The sequence below is a fragment of the Arthrobacter sp. CAU 1506 genome (assembly GCF_005047635.1).
Taxonomy (GTDB): Bacteria; Actinomycetota; Actinomycetes; order Actinomycetales; family Micrococcaceae; genus Crystallibacter.
In genome coordinates, this window is sequence record NZ_SUKC01000002.1 from 68,192 (window position 1) to 87,250 (window position 19,059).

General features: G+C 68.9%; 14 protein-coding genes. 5 read left to right on the forward strand and 9 right to left on the reverse strand.

Annotation, left to right across the window (positions count from 1 at the left end):
* Position 1: 1 nt before the first annotated feature.
* From E4J89_RS03040 to E4J89_RS03050, 3 genes are all read right to left on the reverse strand, one after another.
* Positions 2–1,096, reverse strand: coding sequence for a DegT/DnrJ/EryC1/StrS family aminotransferase (locus tag E4J89_RS03040; RefSeq protein ID WP_136784645.1), 1,095 nt, complete (start codon positions 1,094–1,096; stop codon positions 2–4).
* On the reverse strand, positions 1,093–1,713 hold the full coding sequence (locus E4J89_RS03045) for an acyltransferase (RefSeq protein ID WP_136784646.1): 621 nt from the start codon (positions 1,711–1,713) through the stop codon (positions 1,093–1,095). The genes E4J89_RS03040 and E4J89_RS03045 overlap by 4 nt, the downstream gene beginning before the upstream one ends.
* Before the next feature lie 63 nt (positions 1,714–1,776).
* On the reverse strand, positions 1,777–3,066 hold the full coding sequence (locus tag E4J89_RS03050) for a nucleotide sugar dehydrogenase (RefSeq protein WP_136784647.1): 1,290 nt from the start codon (positions 3,064–3,066) through the stop codon (positions 1,777–1,779).
* Between the two features lie 155 nt (positions 3,067–3,221).
* Here E4J89_RS03050 and E4J89_RS03055 point away from each other — a divergent pair, with 155 nt between their 5' ends.
* Positions 3,222–7,112: an FtsK/SpoIIIE domain-containing protein gene (locus E4J89_RS03055; protein WP_136784648.1), complete on the forward strand. Its 3,891-nt coding sequence runs from the start codon at positions 3,222–3,224 to the stop codon at positions 7,110–7,112.
* Here the strand turns inward: E4J89_RS03055 and E4J89_RS03060 are convergent.
* Positions 7,084–7,500, reverse strand: a complete 417-nt coding sequence (locus E4J89_RS03060) for a hypothetical protein (protein WP_240691709.1) — start codon at positions 7,498–7,500, stop codon at positions 7,084–7,086. The two genes, E4J89_RS03055 and E4J89_RS03060, sit on opposite strands and share 29 nt — an antisense overlap.
* A gap of 271 nt (positions 7,501–7,771) precedes the next feature.
* Here E4J89_RS03060 and E4J89_RS03065 point away from each other — a divergent pair, with 271 nt between their 5' ends.
* Positions 7,772–8,020: a WhiB family transcriptional regulator gene (locus E4J89_RS03065; RefSeq protein WP_086994524.1), complete on the forward strand. Its 249-nt coding sequence runs from the start codon at positions 7,772–7,774 to the stop codon at positions 8,018–8,020.
* A gap of 82 nt (positions 8,021–8,102) precedes the next feature.
* On the opposite strand, the gene E4J89_RS03070 is transcribed toward E4J89_RS03065, so the two are convergent.
* From E4J89_RS03070 to E4J89_RS03085, 4 genes are all read right to left on the reverse strand, one after another.
* Complete coding sequence (locus E4J89_RS03070; protein ID WP_136784649.1) at positions 8,103–9,578, reverse strand: PAS domain-containing sensor histidine kinase; 1,476 nt, start codon at positions 9,576–9,578, stop codon at positions 8,103–8,105.
* Between the two features lies 1 nt (position 9,579).
* Positions 9,580–14,412 (reverse strand): NAD-glutamate dehydrogenase, encoded by a 4,833-nt coding sequence (locus E4J89_RS03075; RefSeq protein ID WP_136784650.1) that lies wholly within the window; start codon positions 14,410–14,412, stop codon positions 9,580–9,582.
* A 70-nt stretch (positions 14,413–14,482) separates the two neighbouring features.
* Complete coding sequence (locus E4J89_RS03080) at positions 14,483–15,799, reverse strand: chromosome partitioning protein (RefSeq protein WP_136784651.1); 1,317 nt, start codon at positions 15,797–15,799, stop codon at positions 14,483–14,485.
* Positions 15,796–16,443 (reverse strand): SAF domain-containing protein, encoded by a 648-nt coding sequence (locus tag E4J89_RS03085; protein ID WP_240691673.1) that lies wholly within the window; start codon positions 16,441–16,443, stop codon positions 15,796–15,798. The genes E4J89_RS03080 and E4J89_RS03085 overlap by 4 nt, the downstream gene beginning before the upstream one ends.
* Positions 16,444–16,685: 242 nt before the next feature.
* Between E4J89_RS03085 and E4J89_RS03090 the strand changes: the two genes are divergently transcribed.
* Positions 16,686–16,901, forward strand: coding sequence for a helix-turn-helix domain-containing protein (locus E4J89_RS03090; RefSeq protein ID WP_136784652.1), 216 nt, complete (start codon positions 16,686–16,688; stop codon positions 16,899–16,901).
* Positions 16,902–16,955: 54 nt separating this feature from the next.
* Here the strand turns inward: E4J89_RS03090 and E4J89_RS03095 are convergent, their stop codons facing one another.
* A complete protein-coding gene (locus E4J89_RS03095) occupies positions 16,956–17,516 on the reverse strand; it encodes a hypothetical protein (RefSeq protein WP_136784653.1) in 561 nt (186 codons plus the stop codon).
* A gap of 162 nt (positions 17,517–17,678) precedes the next feature.
* Between E4J89_RS03095 and E4J89_RS03100 the strand changes: the two genes are divergently transcribed.
* Both E4J89_RS03100 and E4J89_RS19640 read left to right on the forward strand, forming a co-directional pair.
* Positions 17,679–18,389 carry a hypothetical protein gene (locus E4J89_RS03100; RefSeq protein ID WP_136784654.1) on the forward strand — a complete coding sequence of 237 codons (711 nt, stop codon included), beginning with the start codon at positions 17,679–17,681 and terminating at the stop codon, positions 18,387–18,389.
* 37 nt (positions 18,390–18,426) lie between these two features.
* Positions 18,427–19,047 (forward strand): Rv3235 family protein, encoded by a 621-nt coding sequence (locus tag E4J89_RS19640; protein WP_240691674.1) that lies wholly within the window; start codon positions 18,427–18,429, stop codon positions 19,045–19,047.
* Positions 19,048–19,059 lie beyond the last annotated feature (12 nt).

Here is a 19,059-nt window from a genome sequence, read left to right on the forward strand (position 1 = left end):
CTCAGGCTCCTGCCTTCGCCAGCGCGTTGACCGCGGTGGCGATCCGGTCCAGGTCCTCGGCGTCCAGCGACGGGTGCACCGGCAGCGAGAGCACCTCCGCGGCGGCAGCCTCGGTGGCCGGCAGGTCCGCGGTGATGTTGAAGGAGGGCAGCCGGTGGTTCGGGATCGGGTAGTAGACGCCGGAGCCGATGTTGTACTCGTCCTTCAGCGCCGCGGCGAACCGGTCCCGCTCCCCCGCGCCGATCCGCACCGTGTACTGGTGGTACACGTGCACCGCCCCGTCGGCCACCTTGGGCGTGGCGACGCCGGCCAGGTTCGCGTCCAGGAACGCGGCGTTGGCCTGGCGTTGTCCGGTCCAGCCGCCGACCTTGCCCAGCTGCACCCGGCCGATTGCGGCGTGCAGGTTGGTCATCCGGGCGTTGAAGCCCACCAGTTCGTTTTCGTACTGGCGTTCCATGCCCTGGTTGCGCAGCAGCTTCAGCCGCCGTGCCACCTCGTCGCTGCCGGTGGACACCATGCCACCTTCGCCCGAGGTCATGTTCTTCGTCGGGTACAGGCTGAACATGGCGAACTCACCAAACGTGCCGACCGGACGGCCTCCCAGCGACGCGCCGTGGGCCTGGGCTGCGTCCTCGAAGAGCAGCAGTGACTTCTCCGCGGCCAGCGCCCCCAGCGCGTCCATGTTGGCCGGGTGCCCGTACAGGTGCACCGGCATGATCGCCTTGGTCCGCGGCGTCACGGCGGCAGCGACCGCCTCCGGGTCCAGGCAGTAATGCTCCGGCTCGATGTCGGCGAACACGGGCGTGGCACCGGTCAGGGCCACCGAATTGGCGGTGGCCGCGAAGGTGAACGATGGCACGATCACCTCGTCCCCGGGTCCGATGCCGGCGGCCAGCAGGCCCAGATGCAGGCCCGAGGTGCCGGAATTGACCGCCACCGCATGCCGGCCGTCCAGCAGCACCTGCGAGAACTCCTGCTCGAAGGCGGCCACCTCGGACCCCTGGGCGAGCATGCCGGAGGCCAGCACCGCGTCCACCGCGGCCCGCTCTTCGTCGCCGATGATCGGCTTGGCCGCCGGTATGAAGTCCTTGCTCACTGCTGTTCTCCTCGCGTTTCGTGGCCAACTTCCTGCAAGATGCCCGCTTCCTCCCGGTACTGCGCGCCGGTGGCCGGACACACCCACAGCGCAGGGTCCGCCGGGTCCTGGCCCAGCCGCTGCCCGGCCCGGCCCACCCAGCCGATCCGTTTGGCCGGCACCCCGGCCACCAGCGCAAAGTCCGGCACGTCGCGGGTCACCACGGACCCGGCAGCCACCGTGGCCCAGGCGCCGATGGTGACCGGCGCCACGCAGACCGCCCGTGCACCGATCGATGCGCCGTCGCGGATCTCCACGCCCACCGGCGTCCAGTCGTCGGCGCTCTTCAGCGACCCGTCGGGCGAGACGGCGCGCGGGTAGGTGTCATTGGTCAGCACCACCGCCGGGCCGATGAACACGCCGTGGCCCAGCCGCGCCGGCTCGTACACCAGCGCGTAGTTCTGCACCTTGCAGTTGTCCCCGGCCTGCACCCCGGTGCCGATGTAGGCGCCGCGGCCCACGATGCAGTTTTCGCCCAACACCGCATCTTCGCGGACCTGCGCCAGATGCCAGATTTTCGTGCCCTCGCCCAACCGGGCGGCGGCGGCCACATCTGCCGAATCGGCGATGAACGCCATAGCTTCCCTCTTTCCGCTCACGGCCGCAGCCGCCGTCGTCAATTCTTTCCCGCGGCAGCGGGTTCAGGCCTTGCCGATCACCCGGTACGCCACGCCCGGCCAGCGCTCGGCCGAGCTGACCCGCCGGCCGTCGATGAACACCTTCACGCCGGGCAGGTCGTCCGGGCCCAGCTCCGCGTAGGCGGCGTGGTTGGCCTGCACCACGGCGGCGTCGGCCGGCTCGCCCAGATGGTAGGGCGTAAAGCCCAGGGCGCTGAGTTCCGCATCGCTGAACAGCGGATCATGCACGACGGCGGTGCCTCCGCGCGCGGTGATCGCCTCCACTGCGCCGAACACCCCGGAAAATGCGGTTTCCTTCACTCCGCCCCGGTAGGCCGCGCCGAGCACCACCACGCGGGCGCCGGCCAGGTCGCCGTAGGCACCCTCCAGCAGGCCGACGGTGTAGTCCGGCATGCCCGCATTGGCCGCGCGCGCCGCCGCCACCACCGTGGCCGACGGGTCATTCCACAGATACAGCCGCGGATACACCGGAATGCAGTGCCCGCCGACGGCGATGCCGGGCTGGTGGATGTGGCTGTACGGCTGGGAGTTGGAGGCTTCGATGACCTGGTAAATATCGATGCCGGCGGTGGCGGCGTAGCGGGCGAACTGGTTGGCCAGCCCGATGTTCACGTCGCGGTAGGTGGTCTCGGCCAGTTTGGCCAGCTCGGAGGCCTCGGCCGAGCCCAGGTCCCAGACGCCGTTGCCGCGCGCCAGGTCGGGGCGCTCGTCGAAATCCAGCACGGCCTCGTAGAACTTCTGCGCCACGGCGGCACCGGTCTCGGACAGCCCGCCGATCAGCTTGGGGTATTTGCGCAGGTCCTCGAACACCCGCCCGGTGAGCACCCGCTCCGGGGAAAAGACCACGTGCAAGTCCTGCCCCTCGACCAGTCCGGAACCGGCTTCCAGCATCGGCTTCCATCGGGTCCGGGTGGTGCCCACCGGCAGCGTGGTCTCGTAGGACACCAGCGTGCCCGGGGTCAGATGCCGGGCCAGTTCCTGGGTGGCGGCGTCCATCCAGCCGAAGTCCGGCTTGGCCTCGGCGTCGACGAACAGAGGCACCACCAGCACCACCGCGTCCGCTCCGGGCACCGCTTCGGCATAGTCGGTGGTGGCACGCAGACGGCCGGCCGGCACCAGTTCGGCCAGCTTTTCCTGCAGTCCCGCCTCGCCCGGGAACGGCTCGGTGCCCGCGTTGACCAGGTCCACCACGGCGGCGTTTACATCCACGCCGATGACCTGGTGCCCCTTCGAAGCAAACTGGGCAGCCAACGGCAGCCCGATCTTTCCCAGAGCAATGACAGCGATCTTCAAGAGCTAAGGCCTTTTCTCGTTAGGTCAACGTGGCGGCCGCTTCCGGCCCAGAGTCAAGCGTATCGCTTGAACCGGCAGCCTTGAGGTCCGGACGTTATCCACAGCTCGGGCGGCCGTGGAGGAAAGGGTCGCGGCAATCTGCCTAGGTTCTTGTCATGGTCCTTCAGCTGACGCTCGCGGCCGCGCCCGGCATCCCGGCCGCGGCTGCTGCCTGGATCGCCGGGAGTGCCGAAGCGGTCTGCGGACTGGAGGCCGGAAGCAGCGCTGCCCCGCTGGACCTGTGGCTGCGCGAGCGGCTGGCCGGCGTTGCCTTCACGGTGGCCGGCCACAGCCTGGCTTCGCTGACCGCCGGGATGCACCCGCTGGTGGACGGGGCCGTGGTGGTCTGTGCCCCGGAGGGCGCCTCTTTTCCGCGGCGGGACACAACCCCGCTGCCACCGCTGATGCTGGCCGTGACCGCCGGACCGGACGCCGGCCGGCTGTTCAGCCTGCAGCGCGGCAGGTTCACCGTCGGCCGGCACGCCTGCGCGGTGACGATCGCGGATCCTTCCTTGTCCCGGCTGCATGCCACGCTGGACGTGACCGACCGCCAGGTGCTGCTGCGCGACGCCGGATCGGCCAACGGCATCATCTCCGGCGGCAAGCGTACTCGGCAGGTGGCGCTGGCGTCCGGACGCTCCGTGTGGATCGGCAACAGCCAGCTTCGGCTGGTCCTGGGCAGCGAACCCGGCGAACCGTTCCAGCCGGAAGCCGAGCTGTCCGCTCCCGTCCCGGTGGCGGAAAAACGCCCGGAACCGCGGACCACCATGACCCTGCTGCTGGCTGGACTCCCGCTCATCGCCGGCCTGGCTCTGGCCCTGCTGACGGGCATGTGGTTCTTCCTGGTCTTCAGTGCCATGTCCCTGCTGGCCGCCGCCGTGCCTTACGCCGCCGGGCGCCGCCAGCGCCGACGCTACCGGGCGGCAGTGGCCGCGGCGGCTGAAGCCGATGCCCGCCGCCGCCGTCTGGCAGCCCCGGATGCCGCCGCCCTGACGGTGTCCCTGCTGCGTTGCGGTGCCCCGGCGCGCGGCCCGACTGCGCAGCCGCGCGAACACCAGCCGGGTCCGGACCATGTCTGGATACGTCTGGGGACGGCCAGCCTGCCGGCCCACATCGGCTCGGTGGAGGCACCCGTGGCGGAGCCTCCGCTGCTGGAGCATGTCCCGGTCTGCGTGGACCTGCTGGCCGAGCAGGGGCAGAAGTTCGAGGGCACAGCGGCAGGCTTGGACGGCATGCTGAGGTCGGTGCTGCTGCAACTGACCGCCCGGGCCGGTGGCAGCAGCGCGCTGCGGGTGGTCTGTTATGCCTTGCCGGAACCGATCCGGTCGGCGGCGCGGTTCCTGCCCGGGATCGGGCTCGCGGAGCGGCCTGGCCAGCTGGCAGAGTTGCTGTCCGCCGGAAGCGGCAGCGCCGTGCTGTTGGTAGCCGGTCGCCATGCCGAGGCGGCCCGGGTGCTGGCGGCCGGCGCTGCGCCGGCGGCGGCGCTGTGGTTCGGCGGGCCCGACGGACCGGCGACGCGGATCGTGCTGGCAGGGACGGAGAGCCTGCTGATCGGCGACGGGGCCAGCGACCGGTTTGCAGCCGACCTGGCCACCGAGGTGGTGCTGGACCGGTTCGCCCGGCGGGCGGCGGCAGTCTTCGGTGGCGGCGCGCAGGCCAAAGGTTCCGTGCCCGCCAGCTGCCGGCTGCAGGCGCTGCTTCCGCCGGAGCCGCTCGCCGAACGCTGGTCCCGCGGCGACCTCAGTCCCGGCCTGACCGCCATCCTCGGCGCCGGCGCTGAGGGACCGCTGGCGCTCGACCTGGCCGTGCACGGGCCGCATCTGCTGGTCGCCGGAACCACCGGGGCTGGCAAGTCCGAGCTGCTGCGCAGCCTGGTCCTCTCGCTGGCCCTGGCCCAGTCTCCTGTCGCGATCAACTTCCTGTTGCTGGACTTCAAGGGCGGTTCGGGCCTCGGCCCGCTCGCCCGGCTGCCGCACTGCGCGGGCCTGCTGACCGATCTCACCCTAGAGTCAGTGAACCGGGCGCTGGCCTGGCTGCAGGCGGAAGTACGTCGCCGCGAAACGCTGCTGGCCGGCCTCGGGGTGAGCGACGTTGCCGACTGCACGCCGGGCAGCTTGCCACGACTTGTCGTGGTGGTGGACGAGTTCCGGATGCTCGGCGAGGACGCGCCGCAGGCGCTTCCGGAACTGATGCGCATAGCCACGGTCGGCCGTGCCCTGGGCATCCACCTGGTCCTGGCCACGCAGCGGCCGCAGGGTGCGGTGTCCTCCGACATCCGTGCCAATGTGACCGCCATGATTGCGCTGCGGACGCAGAACACCGCCGAGTCGCGGGACCTGCTCGATGCGCCGGTGGCGGCGGAGATCCCGGTGACTTCACGGGGCAGGGCGTTTCTGCGCATCGGCACCGGGGATGCCGTGCCGTTCCAATCAGCATCCAGCACATTGCCGGCGCCGAGTTCCGAGGCACTCTTCCGAACCGTGGACGAATGGCTGCGGGCGGAAGACGGCCCGGCTCCGGACGACGCGCACGGCACCGGGCAGCTCGAGCAACTCGTGGCCGAAGCCGCCCGTGCCGCCGCCGGCCTGGGTTTGGCCGGCGCCCGGAAGCTGCTGCCGGCACTGCCGGGTCAGTTGGCCGTCTCCGATCTGGGCGGTGACCGGTTCCCGCCCGACGCGGGCGGCAGCATCGCCATCGGGCTGCTGGATCTGCCCTCACGGCAGCGGCAGGAGCTGTTGCGCTGGCTACCGGAGCGCGACGGGCACCTGGCGATTCTCGGCGTCGAAGGCGGCGGGCACCGGGAGTTCCTGCGGACGCTGGCGGCTCAGATCCTCGGCAGTCCGTCGGAGCGGCACTGCTATGTGCTGGACGGTGACGGTTCGCTGGGGCCGGTGTCCGGCGCGGCCCGTACGGGCGCCTACGTCGGGCCGGAGGACGTCGAGCGGGCCGCACGGGTCCTCCGCCGACTGGCCGGCGAGGTCTCCTCCCGGCTGGGCGCCCTGGCAGCGACGCCGGATCCGGCCGGTCCGGCGGCCGGTGTTCCAATGGTCCTGCTGGTGAGCGGATGGGGCCGCTGGCTCGGCGGCTTCCGCTCCGGCCGGCTCGGCTGGGCCGAAGACTGCCTGCAGGACATCGCCCGCGACGGCCCAGCGACCGGAGTCACCCTCGCCGTGACCGGCGAGCGCGAGCTGGCCAGCAGTCGGTTCCTGCCGCTGCTGGCCAACAGGATCCACCTTCCAGCCGGCGCCGGAGGGGAGACCTTGATGAGCTGGCCGCGGCTTCCTCCGATGGAACCGGTACCCGGCAGGGCGCTGGTGCTGGGGCGGATCGGCGGCGAGGGCGGCGTCTGCCAGCTGATCACGGCGGGGGCTCCCCCGCCGGCCGGGACCCGGATCCGCCCGTTCCGGGTTGAAGCACTGCCGCGGTCGGTTCCCGCGAGCGCACTGCCACGCGTTCGGCAGGGACACCCGGTGATCGGTGTGGAAGGCGACGAACTGGAGCCTTCCACCCTGCCGCTGCCCGCCGGCGACGTGTACCTGGTCCTCGGCCCCGAGGGCAGCGGGAAAACAAATCTGCTGGCGCTCCTGCGGCGGGCGCTCGACGGAGTGCGGCCGTGTTCGGGCCCGCTCGACGGCGCCGACGCCGACGGTTTCTGGTCCTGCCACTCCCCCGTGGCGCGGGGCACCGTGCTGCTGGTCGACGACGCCGCCAGTCTCGGTGCCCGGGCGCAGGAGTCCGTCGCCGCCCTGGTGGCCGGCGGCGCTTCGGCCGTCGTGGCGACCTGTCCGGGGCCGATGCTGCTGCAGCAAGTCCCGCTGGTCCTGCAGGCCCGGGCCGGTGGACGCGGCATGGTTTTGGCTCCGCGGGCAGCAGCGGATGCAGAGTTTTTTGGCGTCAGGCTGGACGACGGGTGGCGACCTCCAGGGCGTGCCTACCGGATCGGCTCCGGACGGGTCGTGCCGTTGCAGGTTGCGCTGGCTACAGGGCGCGCGGAGCGGCGCCTTTGACCAGGAACGCCGTCACTGGCTTGGTCAGCAGCAGCACGAAGGAGGCTCCGGCCGCCGCCAGCAGGATCGGGCCAAGCACCAGCTGGCCGGCCTGGATCATCGAGATGGCCACCACCACAACGAACACCTGCCACACCAGGGCAGCGGCCCGGGTCCAGCGGTAGCCGCGGAACAGGAAATGCCCGACCACCAGCAGCCAGCTGCCGAAGACCAGCATCAGGACCAGAAGGAAGACGCTTCCGGCGAAGGATATCGGGGTTTGCGTGGCCAGGCCGTAGCCATACAGGGCTGCCCCGGCCAGCAACACGAGCGCTTCCAGAACGACGGCGGCGGCGATGATCTTGATGGCAATCGGGCGGGAGGCAGAGCTGGACGGCGGGGCAGGCATTGACACATTCGCACCCTACCTTAGATAGTCAGGTATCGGCTTCCGGGCCGGAACCACACCAACCACCCGTGTGATGAATGACTCACGATCTACTGCCGGATAAGTCGGCATGACCCCTTGTTTACATGGATTTAACATGAAACGCTGGATGGCGAAGCAAAGGGGGCCGGTCCGGCTCCCTTTTCTATGAGTCTGTTCGTGAATGTTTTCACGAATCCCCCAGCCGGACACTATTTAACCCGGACACCATTTAGAGGAGTATGTGATCAGCATGGATTGGCGTAGCCGCGCGGCATGCCTGGATAAGGACCCCGAACTGTTCTTCCCCGTGGGGAACACCGGGCCGGCACTCCTGCAGATCGAAGAGGCCAAGAGCGTATGCCGACGCTGCCCGGTAATCGATACCTGCCTGCAGTGGGCCATCGAATCCGGCCAGGACGCCGGTGTGTGGGGCGGCATGAGCGAGGACGAGCGCCGTGCACTTAAGCGCCGCGCTGCCCGGGCCCGTCGGGCGTCCTGACCCGAACCCAGGTTTTACCAGAGGCCGCTGCCGATTCATTCCGGCAGCGGCCTCTGGCGTTTCCAGGCCCGGCAGCTCCGGCCTAACGGGCCGTGTTGTTGTTCAGCACCAGATCGATCCGCACGCAAGTTCCGCCACCATTCCGGGCCGTCCATTCGATCCGGCCGCCCAGTTCGCTGGTGACCAGGGTGCGCACAATCTGCAGCCCCAGGCCCTCCCGCCGAGGTTCATCGGGCAGCCCCACTCCGTCGTCTTCCACCGAGACGGTGAGCAGCTCTTCTTCGCCGCGCCGGGACCGCTCGGCCGTCAGCAGGACGGTGCCGTGCCGCCCGGCCAAGCCGTGCTCGACGGCGTTGGTCACCAGCTCGTTAATGACCAGCGCCAACGGGGTGGCGAATTCGCTGGGCAGCTCGCCGAACTCGCCGGTGCGTTCGGTGCGGACGGCCTGGGTGGGTGAGGCGACTTCGGCCGAGAGCCGGAACTGCCGCCCGATCAGTTCGTCGAAGTCGACATTCTGCGCCAAGCCCTGCGAGAGCGTCTCGTGCACCAACGCGATCGTTGCCACGCGGCGCATGGCCTGCTCCAGCCCCTGCTTGGCCTCGTCGCTGACCATCCGCCGCGATTGCATGCGCAGCAGCGCCGCCACCGTTTGCAGATTGTTCTTCACCCGGTGGTGGATTTCCCGAATGGTGGCGTCCTTCGACACCAGCTCCATCTCCCGCCGGCGCAGTTCGGAGACATCCCGGCAGAGCACCAGGGCGCCGAACCGCTCCCGTTCGTTCCTCAGCGGGATGGCCCGGAGCGAGAGCGAAACGCCGCGGGATTCGATTTCGGTGCGCCACGGCATGCGTCCGGTCACGACCAACGGCAGGGTCTCATCGACCATCCGGCGGTCCTTGAGCAGGGCCGTGGTCACTTCCGCGAGGGAACGGCCTTCCAATGACTCGACGTCGCCGAGCCGGCGGAAGGCGGAGACGCCGTTCGGGCTGGCGTACTCCACCACCCCGTCGGCATCCAGCCGAATCAGCCCGTCTCCGACACGGGGAGCGCCGCGGCGCGACCCGGTCGGAGACGCGAAGTCCGGCCATAACCCCAGCGTGCCCATCTTCAGCAGATCGTAGGCGCACTGCCGGTAAGTCAGCTCCAGCCGGGACGGCATCCGTGAGCTGGACAGATCCATGTGCGAGGTCACGATCGCCAGGGTCCGGCCGTTGCGGACCATGGGAACCGCCTCGACGCGCATGGCCATCTCCGTGGTCCAGTCCGCCTCCGACGACCGCTCGATCGTCTGCGACTCCCGCGCCGCGTCCACCAGCGGCTTCAGGTCCGCACGGATGCGCTCCCCGACGAAGTCGCGGTGGAACACGGTATGGGTGGTCGACGGCCGCACGTGCGCCAGGGCCACGTAGCTGCCGTCCGGCGTCGGGAACCAGAGGGCCAAGTCGGCGAACGCCAGGTCGGCGATCAGCTGCCAGTCGCCGACCAGGAGATGCAGCCATTCTGCATCGCCCGGCCGGAAATCGGCGTAGTCGCGGATGGGGTCGGTGAAGATCGCCAAGCTACCGCCGCACTGTCGAACGCATCAGGCGCAAGGCCACCGACAAGGAGGCCATGTCGTCCTGCTCGAGCTTGTTCACTTCTTCGAACATGTCCCTGGCACGCTTGATGTTCTCGGCGTTGGCCTGCTCCCACTCGTCGAGCCTGGCTTCCGCTTGCCCGTCCGGCTGGGTGCTTTGCATCACCGCAACGGTGATGTCGGTGACGGTGGTGTACAGGTCGTCGCGCATGGCGGCCCGGGCCAGCGACTGCCAGCGGTCTTCCCGCGGGAGCGCGGTGATGCGCTCGAGCAGATTGTCCACCTCGAACCGGTCGTAGATCGTGTAGTAGACGTGTGCGACCGACTCGACCGGCTCGTCCACCTGCCCGGCGATCCGGGCGACGTCGAGCAAGCCGAAGCTCTCGAACTGCTCGGCCCACTGCCGGGCGATCTCCTCCGGAAGCCCCCGCTCTTCCGCCCTGGCGAGCCATCCGCGCACCCGTTCCAGGTCCTCACCGCGCAGGTACTTGACCAGTTGGCTGCGCAACGGGTCCATCTGCGGCTTGAACGCGGCGATGCCCTCGGCGACCGGCGTGCCGCTGTCAACATGGTTGATGTACCAGCGCACCGTCCTGTCCAGCAGACGGCGCATGTCCAGGTGCACCGTGCACCACAGCTCCGTCGGGAAGCTGGCCGGCAGCTCGTTCAGCTCCTCCACGAGCTTGTCGAATTCAAAGATCTCGCGCAGCGCCACGAAGGCCCGTGCTACCTCGGCCTCCGAGACCGAGGTCTCCTCCAAGACGCGGAAGGCGAAGGTAATGCCGCCCATGTTGATCATGTCGTTGGCCACCACGGTGGCAATGATTTCCCGTCGCAGCGGGTGGCCGGACAGGTCGTCGCCGAACCGCTCCACCAACTCCTGCGGGAAGTAGCCGCGCAGTACCCGGTCGAAATACGGGTCGTCGGCCAAATTGCTGATGCTCAGCGCATGCGTCAATTCGATCTTGGCGTAGGCCGCCAGCACGGACAGCTCCGGCGAGGTCAGGCCCAGGCCTGCATCAATCCGTTCGTGCAGTTCTTCGGTGGTCGGCAGCGCCTCCAGCTGCCGGTCCAGTTCCGCATGGCTCTCCAGCCAGTCCATCAGGCGTTCAAAGCTCGGGCTTGCCTTGATAATCTGTTGGCGGTCATTGAGCAGCAGGACGTTCTGGTCGATATTGTCCTGGATCACCAGCCGGCCGACTTCCTCGGTCATCGAGTGCAGCAGGTCGGCCCGCTCCGCCACCGGCAGTTTCCCGGCGGCGACCATCTGGTCCACCAAAATCTTGATGTTGACCTCGTGGTCGGAGCAGTCCACACCGGCCGAGTTGTCGATGGCGTCGGTGTTGAGGATGATCCCCTGGCTGGCGGCTTCGATCCGCCCGCGCTGGGTCATGCCCAGGTTGCCGCCCTCGCCGATCACCTTGACCCTGAGCTCGCCACCGTTCACCCGGATGGCGTCATTGGCCTTGTCACCCACCTCGGCATTCGACTCGGTCGACGCCTTCACATAGGTGCCGATGCCGCCGTTGTACAGCAGATCCACCGGCGCGCGCAGGATGGCCTGCAGCAATTCGGGCGGGCTCATGCTGGTGACCTGCGGATCCAATCCGAGCACGGCCCGGACCTGCTCGGAGACTGGAATCGACTTCACCGACCGCGGGTAGACCCCGCCACCGGTGCTGATCAGTTTGTCGTCGTAGTCGGCCCAGGACGACCGGGGCAGCTCGAACAGCCGGCGGCGCTCCTTGAAGGAGGCAGCGGCGTCGGGGTCCGGGTCCAGGAAGATGTGCCGGTGGTCGAAGGCAGCGACCAGCCGGATGTGCTCGGACAGCAGCATGCCGTTGCCGAACACGTCGCCGCTCATGTCTCCCACCCCGACGACGGTGAAATCCTCGGCTTGTGTGTCGACGCCGAGCTCGCTGAAGTGCCGCTTGACCGATTCCCACGCGCCCCGGGCGGTGATGCCCATTTCCTTGTGGTCGTAACCCACCGAGCCGCCGGATGCGAAGGCGTCGCCCAGCCAGTGTCCGTACTCCAAGGAGATGTCGTTGGCGATGTCGGAGAAGCTCGCGGTTCCCTTGTCGGCGGCGACCACCAGGTAGGTATCGTCGCCGTCCATCCGAACCACCCGCTCGGGTGGCACCACTTCCTGGCCGGATTCGGTCCGGACCAGGTTGTCGGTGATGTCCAGCAAGCCGCGGATGAAGGTGCGGTAGCTGTCCTGGCCTTCGGCCATCCAGGCCGCGCGGTCCACCGTCGGGTCCGGCAGCCGCTTGGCGTAGAACCCGCCCTTGGCGCCGGTCGGCACGATCACCGCGTTCTTGACCGTCTGTGCCTTGACCAGTCCAAGGATTTCGGTGCGGAAATCCTCGCGCCGGTCGGACCAGCGCAGGCCGCCGCGGGCCACGTCGCCGAACCGCAGGTGGACGCCTTCGACGCGCGGCGAATAGACCCAGATTTCATACTTCGGCCGCGGGAAGGGTGCTCCTTCAATCTGCGCGGGACTGATTTTGAAGCTGAAGTACGGCTTGTTCTGGAAATAGTTGGTGCGCAGCGTTGCCTCGATCAGATTGGCCAGCGAGCGCAGCACCCGGTCGGCGTCCAGGGTCGGCACGGCCTCCAGGCCGGCTGCCAAGTCGGAACGGGCAGCCTCGATTGCCGCCTCGCGGTCACCGTCGAGATCCGGATCAAAGGTGGTGTTGAACACCGCCAGCAGTGCCCGGGCCACGGCGGGGTTGGCCAACAGCGTGTCCGAAACGAACGCGTAGGACACCAGGTTGCCCAACTGGCGCAAATAGCGGGTGTAGGCGCGCAGTACGGCCACCTGGCGCCAGCCGATTCCCTCGGCCAGCACCAGCCGGTCGAAGCCGTCCGACTCGCTACGCCCGGTGATGGCGGCGCCGAAGGCTTCTTCGAGCAGGCCGCCGGTGGCGATGGGATCAACGCCGGCAGGGTACCGGAGGCCGAAGTCGTACAGGAAGTAGTCCTCGCCGCCGGCCGTCAAGATCTCGAACGGCCGCTCGTCCAGCACTTCCAGGCCGGTGTTCTGCAGCACCGGCATGATGTTGCTCAGCGACCGTGCTTCCGGCAGGTACAGCTTCAGCCGGGCGTCGGCGGCCAGCACATCGTTCCGCTTCTCCGGGACATAGACATGCAGGACCGGGGCGGCCCCGGCTTCGCCGTCTTCGTAGCTGCGGAAGCGGCTGATGTCCTCCAGCGCGTCTTCCACTTCATAGTCCACCCGGTAGCTGGGCGGGAACGCGTCCTTCCAGTCCGCCGAAAGCCGGGCGGCGCTTTCGGCGTCGAAGTTGGCGCGGAGCACCTCGTCGATGCCCTCCGACCAGGACCGGGAGGCTTGTGCCAGCCGGCGCTCGAGGTCGGCGGCATCCACCTTGGGCACCCCGGAGTCCCGCTTCAACCGGATGCGGAAAAACAGCCGGGCCAGGGCGGATTCGGACATCCGCGCCTCGTAGTCAATGCTCTGCGGGTCAAAAGTGCGGCGCAGCTCGTCCTGGATGCGCAGGCGGACTGCGGTGGTGTAGCGGTCGCGCGGCAGGAACACCAGCGCTGAGACAAACCTGCCGTAGACGTCCGCACGCAGGAACAGGCGGGTCCGGCGCCGCTCCTGCAGCCGCAGGATGCCCATCGCCGTTGCTGCCAGCTCCTCGGTGTCCATCTGGAACAGCTCGTCGCGCGGATAGGTTTCCAGGATCGAGAGCAGATCCTTGCCGGAGTGGGAATCGGCCGGGAAACCGCTGTGCCGCAGCACTGCAGCGACCTTCTGCCGGACAATCGGGACGTTCTTCACCGAACGGTTGTAGGCGCTGGTGGCGAAGAGGCCGATAAAGCGGCGCTCGCCGTCGACGTTGCCCTGCGCGTCGAAGCTTTTCACTCCGATGTAGTCCAGATACGCGGCACGGTGCACGGTGGAACGCGAGTTTGCCTTGGTGATCACCAGGGCGCGCTTCTCCCGGGCCCGGGCGCGGCCTTCCTCGGTGAGGTGCTGGACGCGCCGTGCATCGCTGGTGCGGCGCATCATGCCCAGGCCGCTGTCCTGGCGGACCAGCAGGACATCCTCGCCGTCCTGGGTGACGAGGTCGTACTCGCGGTAGCCCAGGAAGGTGAAATTGCCGTCGTCGAGCCATTCCAGCAGGGCCTTGGCCTCGTTGAGGTCCGGTACCTCCTCGGCGCCCACCACCGAATCCAGCGACGCAGCGACCTGCCGCACCTGCCGGCGCATGGCCGGCCAGTCCTCAACCGAGGCGCGGACATCCGCCAGGACGCTCTTGAGCCCGGCTTCCAGCTCTGCGGCTTTCGCCGGGTCGATCCGGGCGGTTTCCACCGCCATCCAGGATTCGATCCGCAGGACCTTGTCGCCGCCGGCCTCGAACGAGGCCAGGTTGGGCAGCGCCGCCGTGTCGCCGCTGGAGACTCCGGCGCTGGTGGGAACCCGCTCCACGCCGGTCAGGTTGTGGCTGTCCCGCTCGCGGGTTGCCACAAAAGTCGGGTGCATGATCATCCGGATGGCAATGCCATGCCGGACCACCTCGGCCGTGACGGAATCCACCAGGAACGGCATGTCATCGGTGACGATCATGACGACGCTGGCGTCGGGTTCGTCATGGATCCCGATCACTGGTTGGGCCGGCGGCCGGTGGGCGGCCAGGTCGCGGTGTGCCAGCGCCCGGGAACTGAGCACATCGGGACTGTAGCTGGCCGCATCGTCCGCGGCCAGGTGCTCGTAGTATTTGGCGATGAATTCCTCATCGTTCGTTGCTGAGCTGGACAGATCCGCCATGCTGGATCCAGTCGACATGTAAAACGCCTCCGATAGGTGTGTCCAAACCGCGCCTTTGCGGTCCTTTCGCAAGCCTAACCCGGCAGGTTCAAAACTTCACTTTGGCCAAAGCCCGACGGCGGAGTCCCCGCCTTGGCGCCGGCAGCTGGCTGCCTGCCAAGCCGGCGATGGCATGGCGCAGCGCAGAGCCCGGCGCAGACTCCAGCAGCACCGAGCCGCCCAGCAACGCCGCATCGGCGGCCGTCGGATCGGCCGGGAGCAGGGCACGGATTTCGCGCACCGGCCCGAACCGTTCCCATGCTTCCCGCAACTGTGCCTCCGGCCGCGCCCCCACTGCCGCCGACCGGACCTTGTTGAGCACCACCTCCGCGGACGCCGAAGGCACGGCGTGTTCCAGCTCGTCCAGGGCCCGCACCAAGCGCGGCAGCCCGACCGCATCGGCGCTGCCCACGGCCAGCACCCGGTCGGCGAGCTCCAGCACCCGCAAGGTGGCACCGTTGCGCCGCGGAGCCATCGAATCGAAGCTCAGCTCCTCGTCGTGCTCGAGCGAAAACCCGCAGTCCACCACGACCACGTCCGCCACGCCGCGCGCCAGCTCCAGCACGGTTGCCAGAGCCGCTGGCCGCAGCTCGGTCCAGCGGTCCACCCGGGTAATCCCGGTCAGCACCCGCAGCGTAGTTCCGGTCACCGCCACCTTCAAGCAGACCCGCTCGAAGGCCTCCCGGTCCAGCACGCCCTGGTCCGCCATCCGGCAGGCGTGGGCCAAAGCCGCAGACTCGTCCAGCAGGCCCAGGAAAGCCGCCACGCTTGCCCCATAGGTATCCGCATCAACCAGCAGCGCGCGTTGCCCGGCGGCTGCGTATTCGGCGGCGAGGTTGACCGCCACCGTGGTGCGGCCGGGAGCCCCGGCCGGGCCCCACACCGCCACCAGTTGGCCCTGCGCGGCCGGCAGTCCGGGTGGCACAGGGTCGGCGTCGCGTGGCTGCAATGCCCTGGCTGGGTCGGCCAGCCCCGCCAGCCGCGGGATGCCGGAGCCCGCTGCTTGTGCCCCTAAGCCCTGCAGCTGGGCGGCCGACTCGGCCACCAGGGCTGCCAAGGCCTCGGGCTCGACGGATTCCGCGACGGTGCGGATGCCAAGCCCGTCAAGCCGGAGCCGTTCGCCGTCGTCGTCGGTGAGCGCCACCACGGAGACCTCTGCGCTGTGCAGCCGCTCCACCACCCCGCCGTCAAGGGCCTGGGTTTGGCCGGCGACAATGGCAGCGCGGGCCAGTCCGGACTGCGCCGCCGCCAGCATTTCCGCCAGTTCGGTGCAGCGCCGGACCACCGTTACCGGCCCGTGCAGCCGCTCCAGGCCGGAGACAAAGTCCGTGGCCGCCGTGCCCAGGGTCAGCACCGGCAGGCTCACGACGTGCCGCCCGGATTAAGCACCACGGTAATGCGGGCACCGTTGGCCAGCGCGTGCAGCAGCGCCGGCATGGACTCATCACCGACCAGCACGTGCAGCCGTTCCGCACCGGACGAACCGAACGCCGAGGCGGTGTCGGCCAATTGCGACACCTCGGCCGCGGCGAGCAGCAGTTCCGGCTGGTCGAAGCCGTTGCGGCCATCGGGCAAGGACACCCAGACGTCCACCCTGGAGCCGGGGCCGGCGCCCTCCGGCAGCGGGCTGTCAATGTTCAGTCCGATCGGTTTCCGATCCAGGTCGTCAGCTGTGCCCAGCACCGACGCCGGCAGCAGTTCCCCGCCGCGGACCAGCCCGGTGGCCACCGCGCCTGCCGGCAGCCCGGTGTCCGCCGCCAGGTAGCGGGATGCGGCCTCGCCCAGCCTGACGTCCACGACCACCAGGTCATCAGCGGTGACGGGCTGCCCTACCGCAATGTCCGTTCTGGCTGCCAAGACGCCTACGGTCTGGTCCGCCGTGGCCACCAGCGCGGAAACACCGGCGACTGACGCCAGCACCAGCAGCAGTCCCACCAGCAGCCGTGGGTCTTTCCAGGACGGGCGCTTCAAGCGTGGCGCCGCGGCTTTTTCCGCGATGGCAGCAGTCAAGGATCTCCCCCTCAGTCCCCCGCGTCCGGACGGACAGCGATGCTGCGGTCCGAACCTTTGCCCCGGGACCGCGGGTGGCACCATTCTGGTCGAGCCGGTGCCGCTTGGGAACCACACCCGCCTGTTCAGGACGCCAGCTGTGGAAAAACCCTCGGTATGAACAACTGCGCCTCAGCTCCGTCAAACGGCATCAAACGGTGCCATAATGGGGAAAACTTGTTCCCGCTCCAAAGGATCTGCCCATGCCACGGTTCCTCACTTTGGCCGACGTGGCCGAAGAACTGCAGATTTCCTCGTCCCAGACCTACGCCCTGGTGCGCAGCGGAGAGCTGCCTGCCATCCAGATCGGCGGCCGGGGCCAGTGGCGGGTGGAGCAGGTCGTGCTGGACCAATACATCCAGGACAAGTACGCGCAGACGCGCCGGTTGATCGAAGAAGCCAAGTCGAACGCCGAGTGATCATCCGGACACGGCGCCGCGCAACGAATGCCGCAACTGCAGTGAACGGCGCCGTCACGTCAGGCGTCGCGAAACGAGCGCCGCAATAGCAGTGAACGGCACAGTCAAGACCGAACGGACGTTCGCCGCGCGCCGGTCCTCTCCGGACGGCACAGCTGCAAGGTCGAAGGAATCGGCGCCGACCCTGTCGATCACGCCCTCGGCCGCCACCGTGCCGGAACTGCCCGCCAGATAGACGCCGATCGCGGCCCGGTCCCGGCCGAGCCCGCGCAGCGCCGAGCCCAGCCCCAGCCGGCGAGCGGCAGACACCTCCGCCGCCGCATGCCGGCCCATGCCTTCGATCAACTGCACGGCAGCCAACGGCACGAGCACGTTCCGGCTTCCCTCGTTGAGCACCAGCCACGTCGACCCGACGTGGGAGAGCGCTCCGTCGAACCCGAGCTGGTTGCCGACACTGACGCGCAGCTGGGTCCCCAGTTGTCCGCGCAGCCTGTTGGCGAGATCCACGGCGGCCAGCTCAATCCGGGCGCGTTCGTTGACCTCGGCTTCCAGCTCCAGCCGGTCTGCGGCGTGCAACTGGGCCTCCAGATCCTCGAACAGGGCGTCCCATCGCATGGCGCAAGCCTAAGAACGTCGGCCAAACAACGTCAATCGTCCACAGCCCTTTACAACCAACTGCCCTGAGTGCCACGATGTGGACTCCTCTAGTTGCAAACGCAACTAAACAGCATCAAATGACATCAAAGACTGCTCAGAGGGGTAAGGAAAGGGCATCCGATGCGCAGAATGATCTCCGACCTCGTCACCACCGGGCTGATCCTGGCAAGCGGCGCAGTGCTGGTTCTGGCCGGGACGAGGATCAGCCCCGGTTCGTTGTGGCCGCCGCGCAACTACCAGGACGCGCTGGCGCTTCTGTCCCTCGGGGCCGGTGCCGCTGTGCTGTGCTGGCTTCTCTTGGGCTTCTCAGCAGCTGCGGCCGGCGCCATGCTGGCGAAGTCCGGACACCTCCGGCTGGCAGCGCTCTCCGCCGCAGCGAGTCCGGCCTTCCTGCTGCGGTTGGCGGGCGCCGTCGTCGGACTGAATCTGATGGTTCTTCCGGTCGCCCATGGCTCCGCCGCGGCGGGCGTGGCTGGACCGCCGGCTTCCACGGCCCCAGCCGATGCGGGTGTCATCGATCCACGGTGGCAACCGGCCGGTCCCGCCGACGACGCCGTGGACCCTGCGTGGCAACCTGCCCCTCCGGCAGCGTCACCCGGCCTGGTCGCCAAACCGCTCACCCGGCATGACCCTCGCAGCGTGCGGACCGTAACCGTCACGGCCGGCGACTCCCTGTGGCAGCTCGCGGCTGCCGAGCTCGGCCCGCTGGCGACGGATGTGGAAATAGCCGAACGGTGGCCGGACTGGCATGCCGCCAACCGGGCCACCATCGGCCAGGACCCCTCACTGATCCGGCCGGGACAGGTTCTCGCCGTTCCCCCGCCGCGTTAGGACACCAGGCACCACCAATGGAAAGAAAGGGCAGGACATGGACAACGTACGACGGCTCCAGGCGGTACCGGCCGAACACGCTGAAGCTGCGGCCCAGGCCGACGCGCTGGCACCCGCCAGCGGCGCGCCCCGGCCGCTGACGGTCCGGCGGGTCACTCCGCCGGGACCTGACAGCTACTACGCTCCCGTCATCCGGCTGCAGCCCAGGAGACCGGACCCTGCAGCGGACCGGCCAGCCGGGCCCAGGGCTGCGGCTCCGCCGGTCCTGCTGCATCCCCCTGCTGCCCCGGTTGCAGAGGCCGAAGTGCGCCAGGTGACGGCTACGGCCCGGTCCGTGGCGCAGGCCTGTCTGGAAGCGGTCGCCGGTACTCGGCCTGTCCAGCAGTTGGCCCGCTGGCTCGACCCCGCCTGCTACGAAAAGCTGGTGCACCGGGCAGACATCGTCAAGGCGCACCAAGCCAGACTGCGGTCCACCGGAGGCGCGCCGCTACGGCTGCACCGCAGCACCGTAGTGAGGTCCTCCCGGGTCTGCCGGGCCGCCGAGGGCGCCTACGAAGCGTCGCTGGTGGTCGCCGAAGCCCGGCGTGTGCGCGCCATAGCCCTGCGGCTGGAACTGGTCCGTGGGCTGTGGAAAGTCACCGCACTGGAGATCGGCTGACCGGCAGCGTGC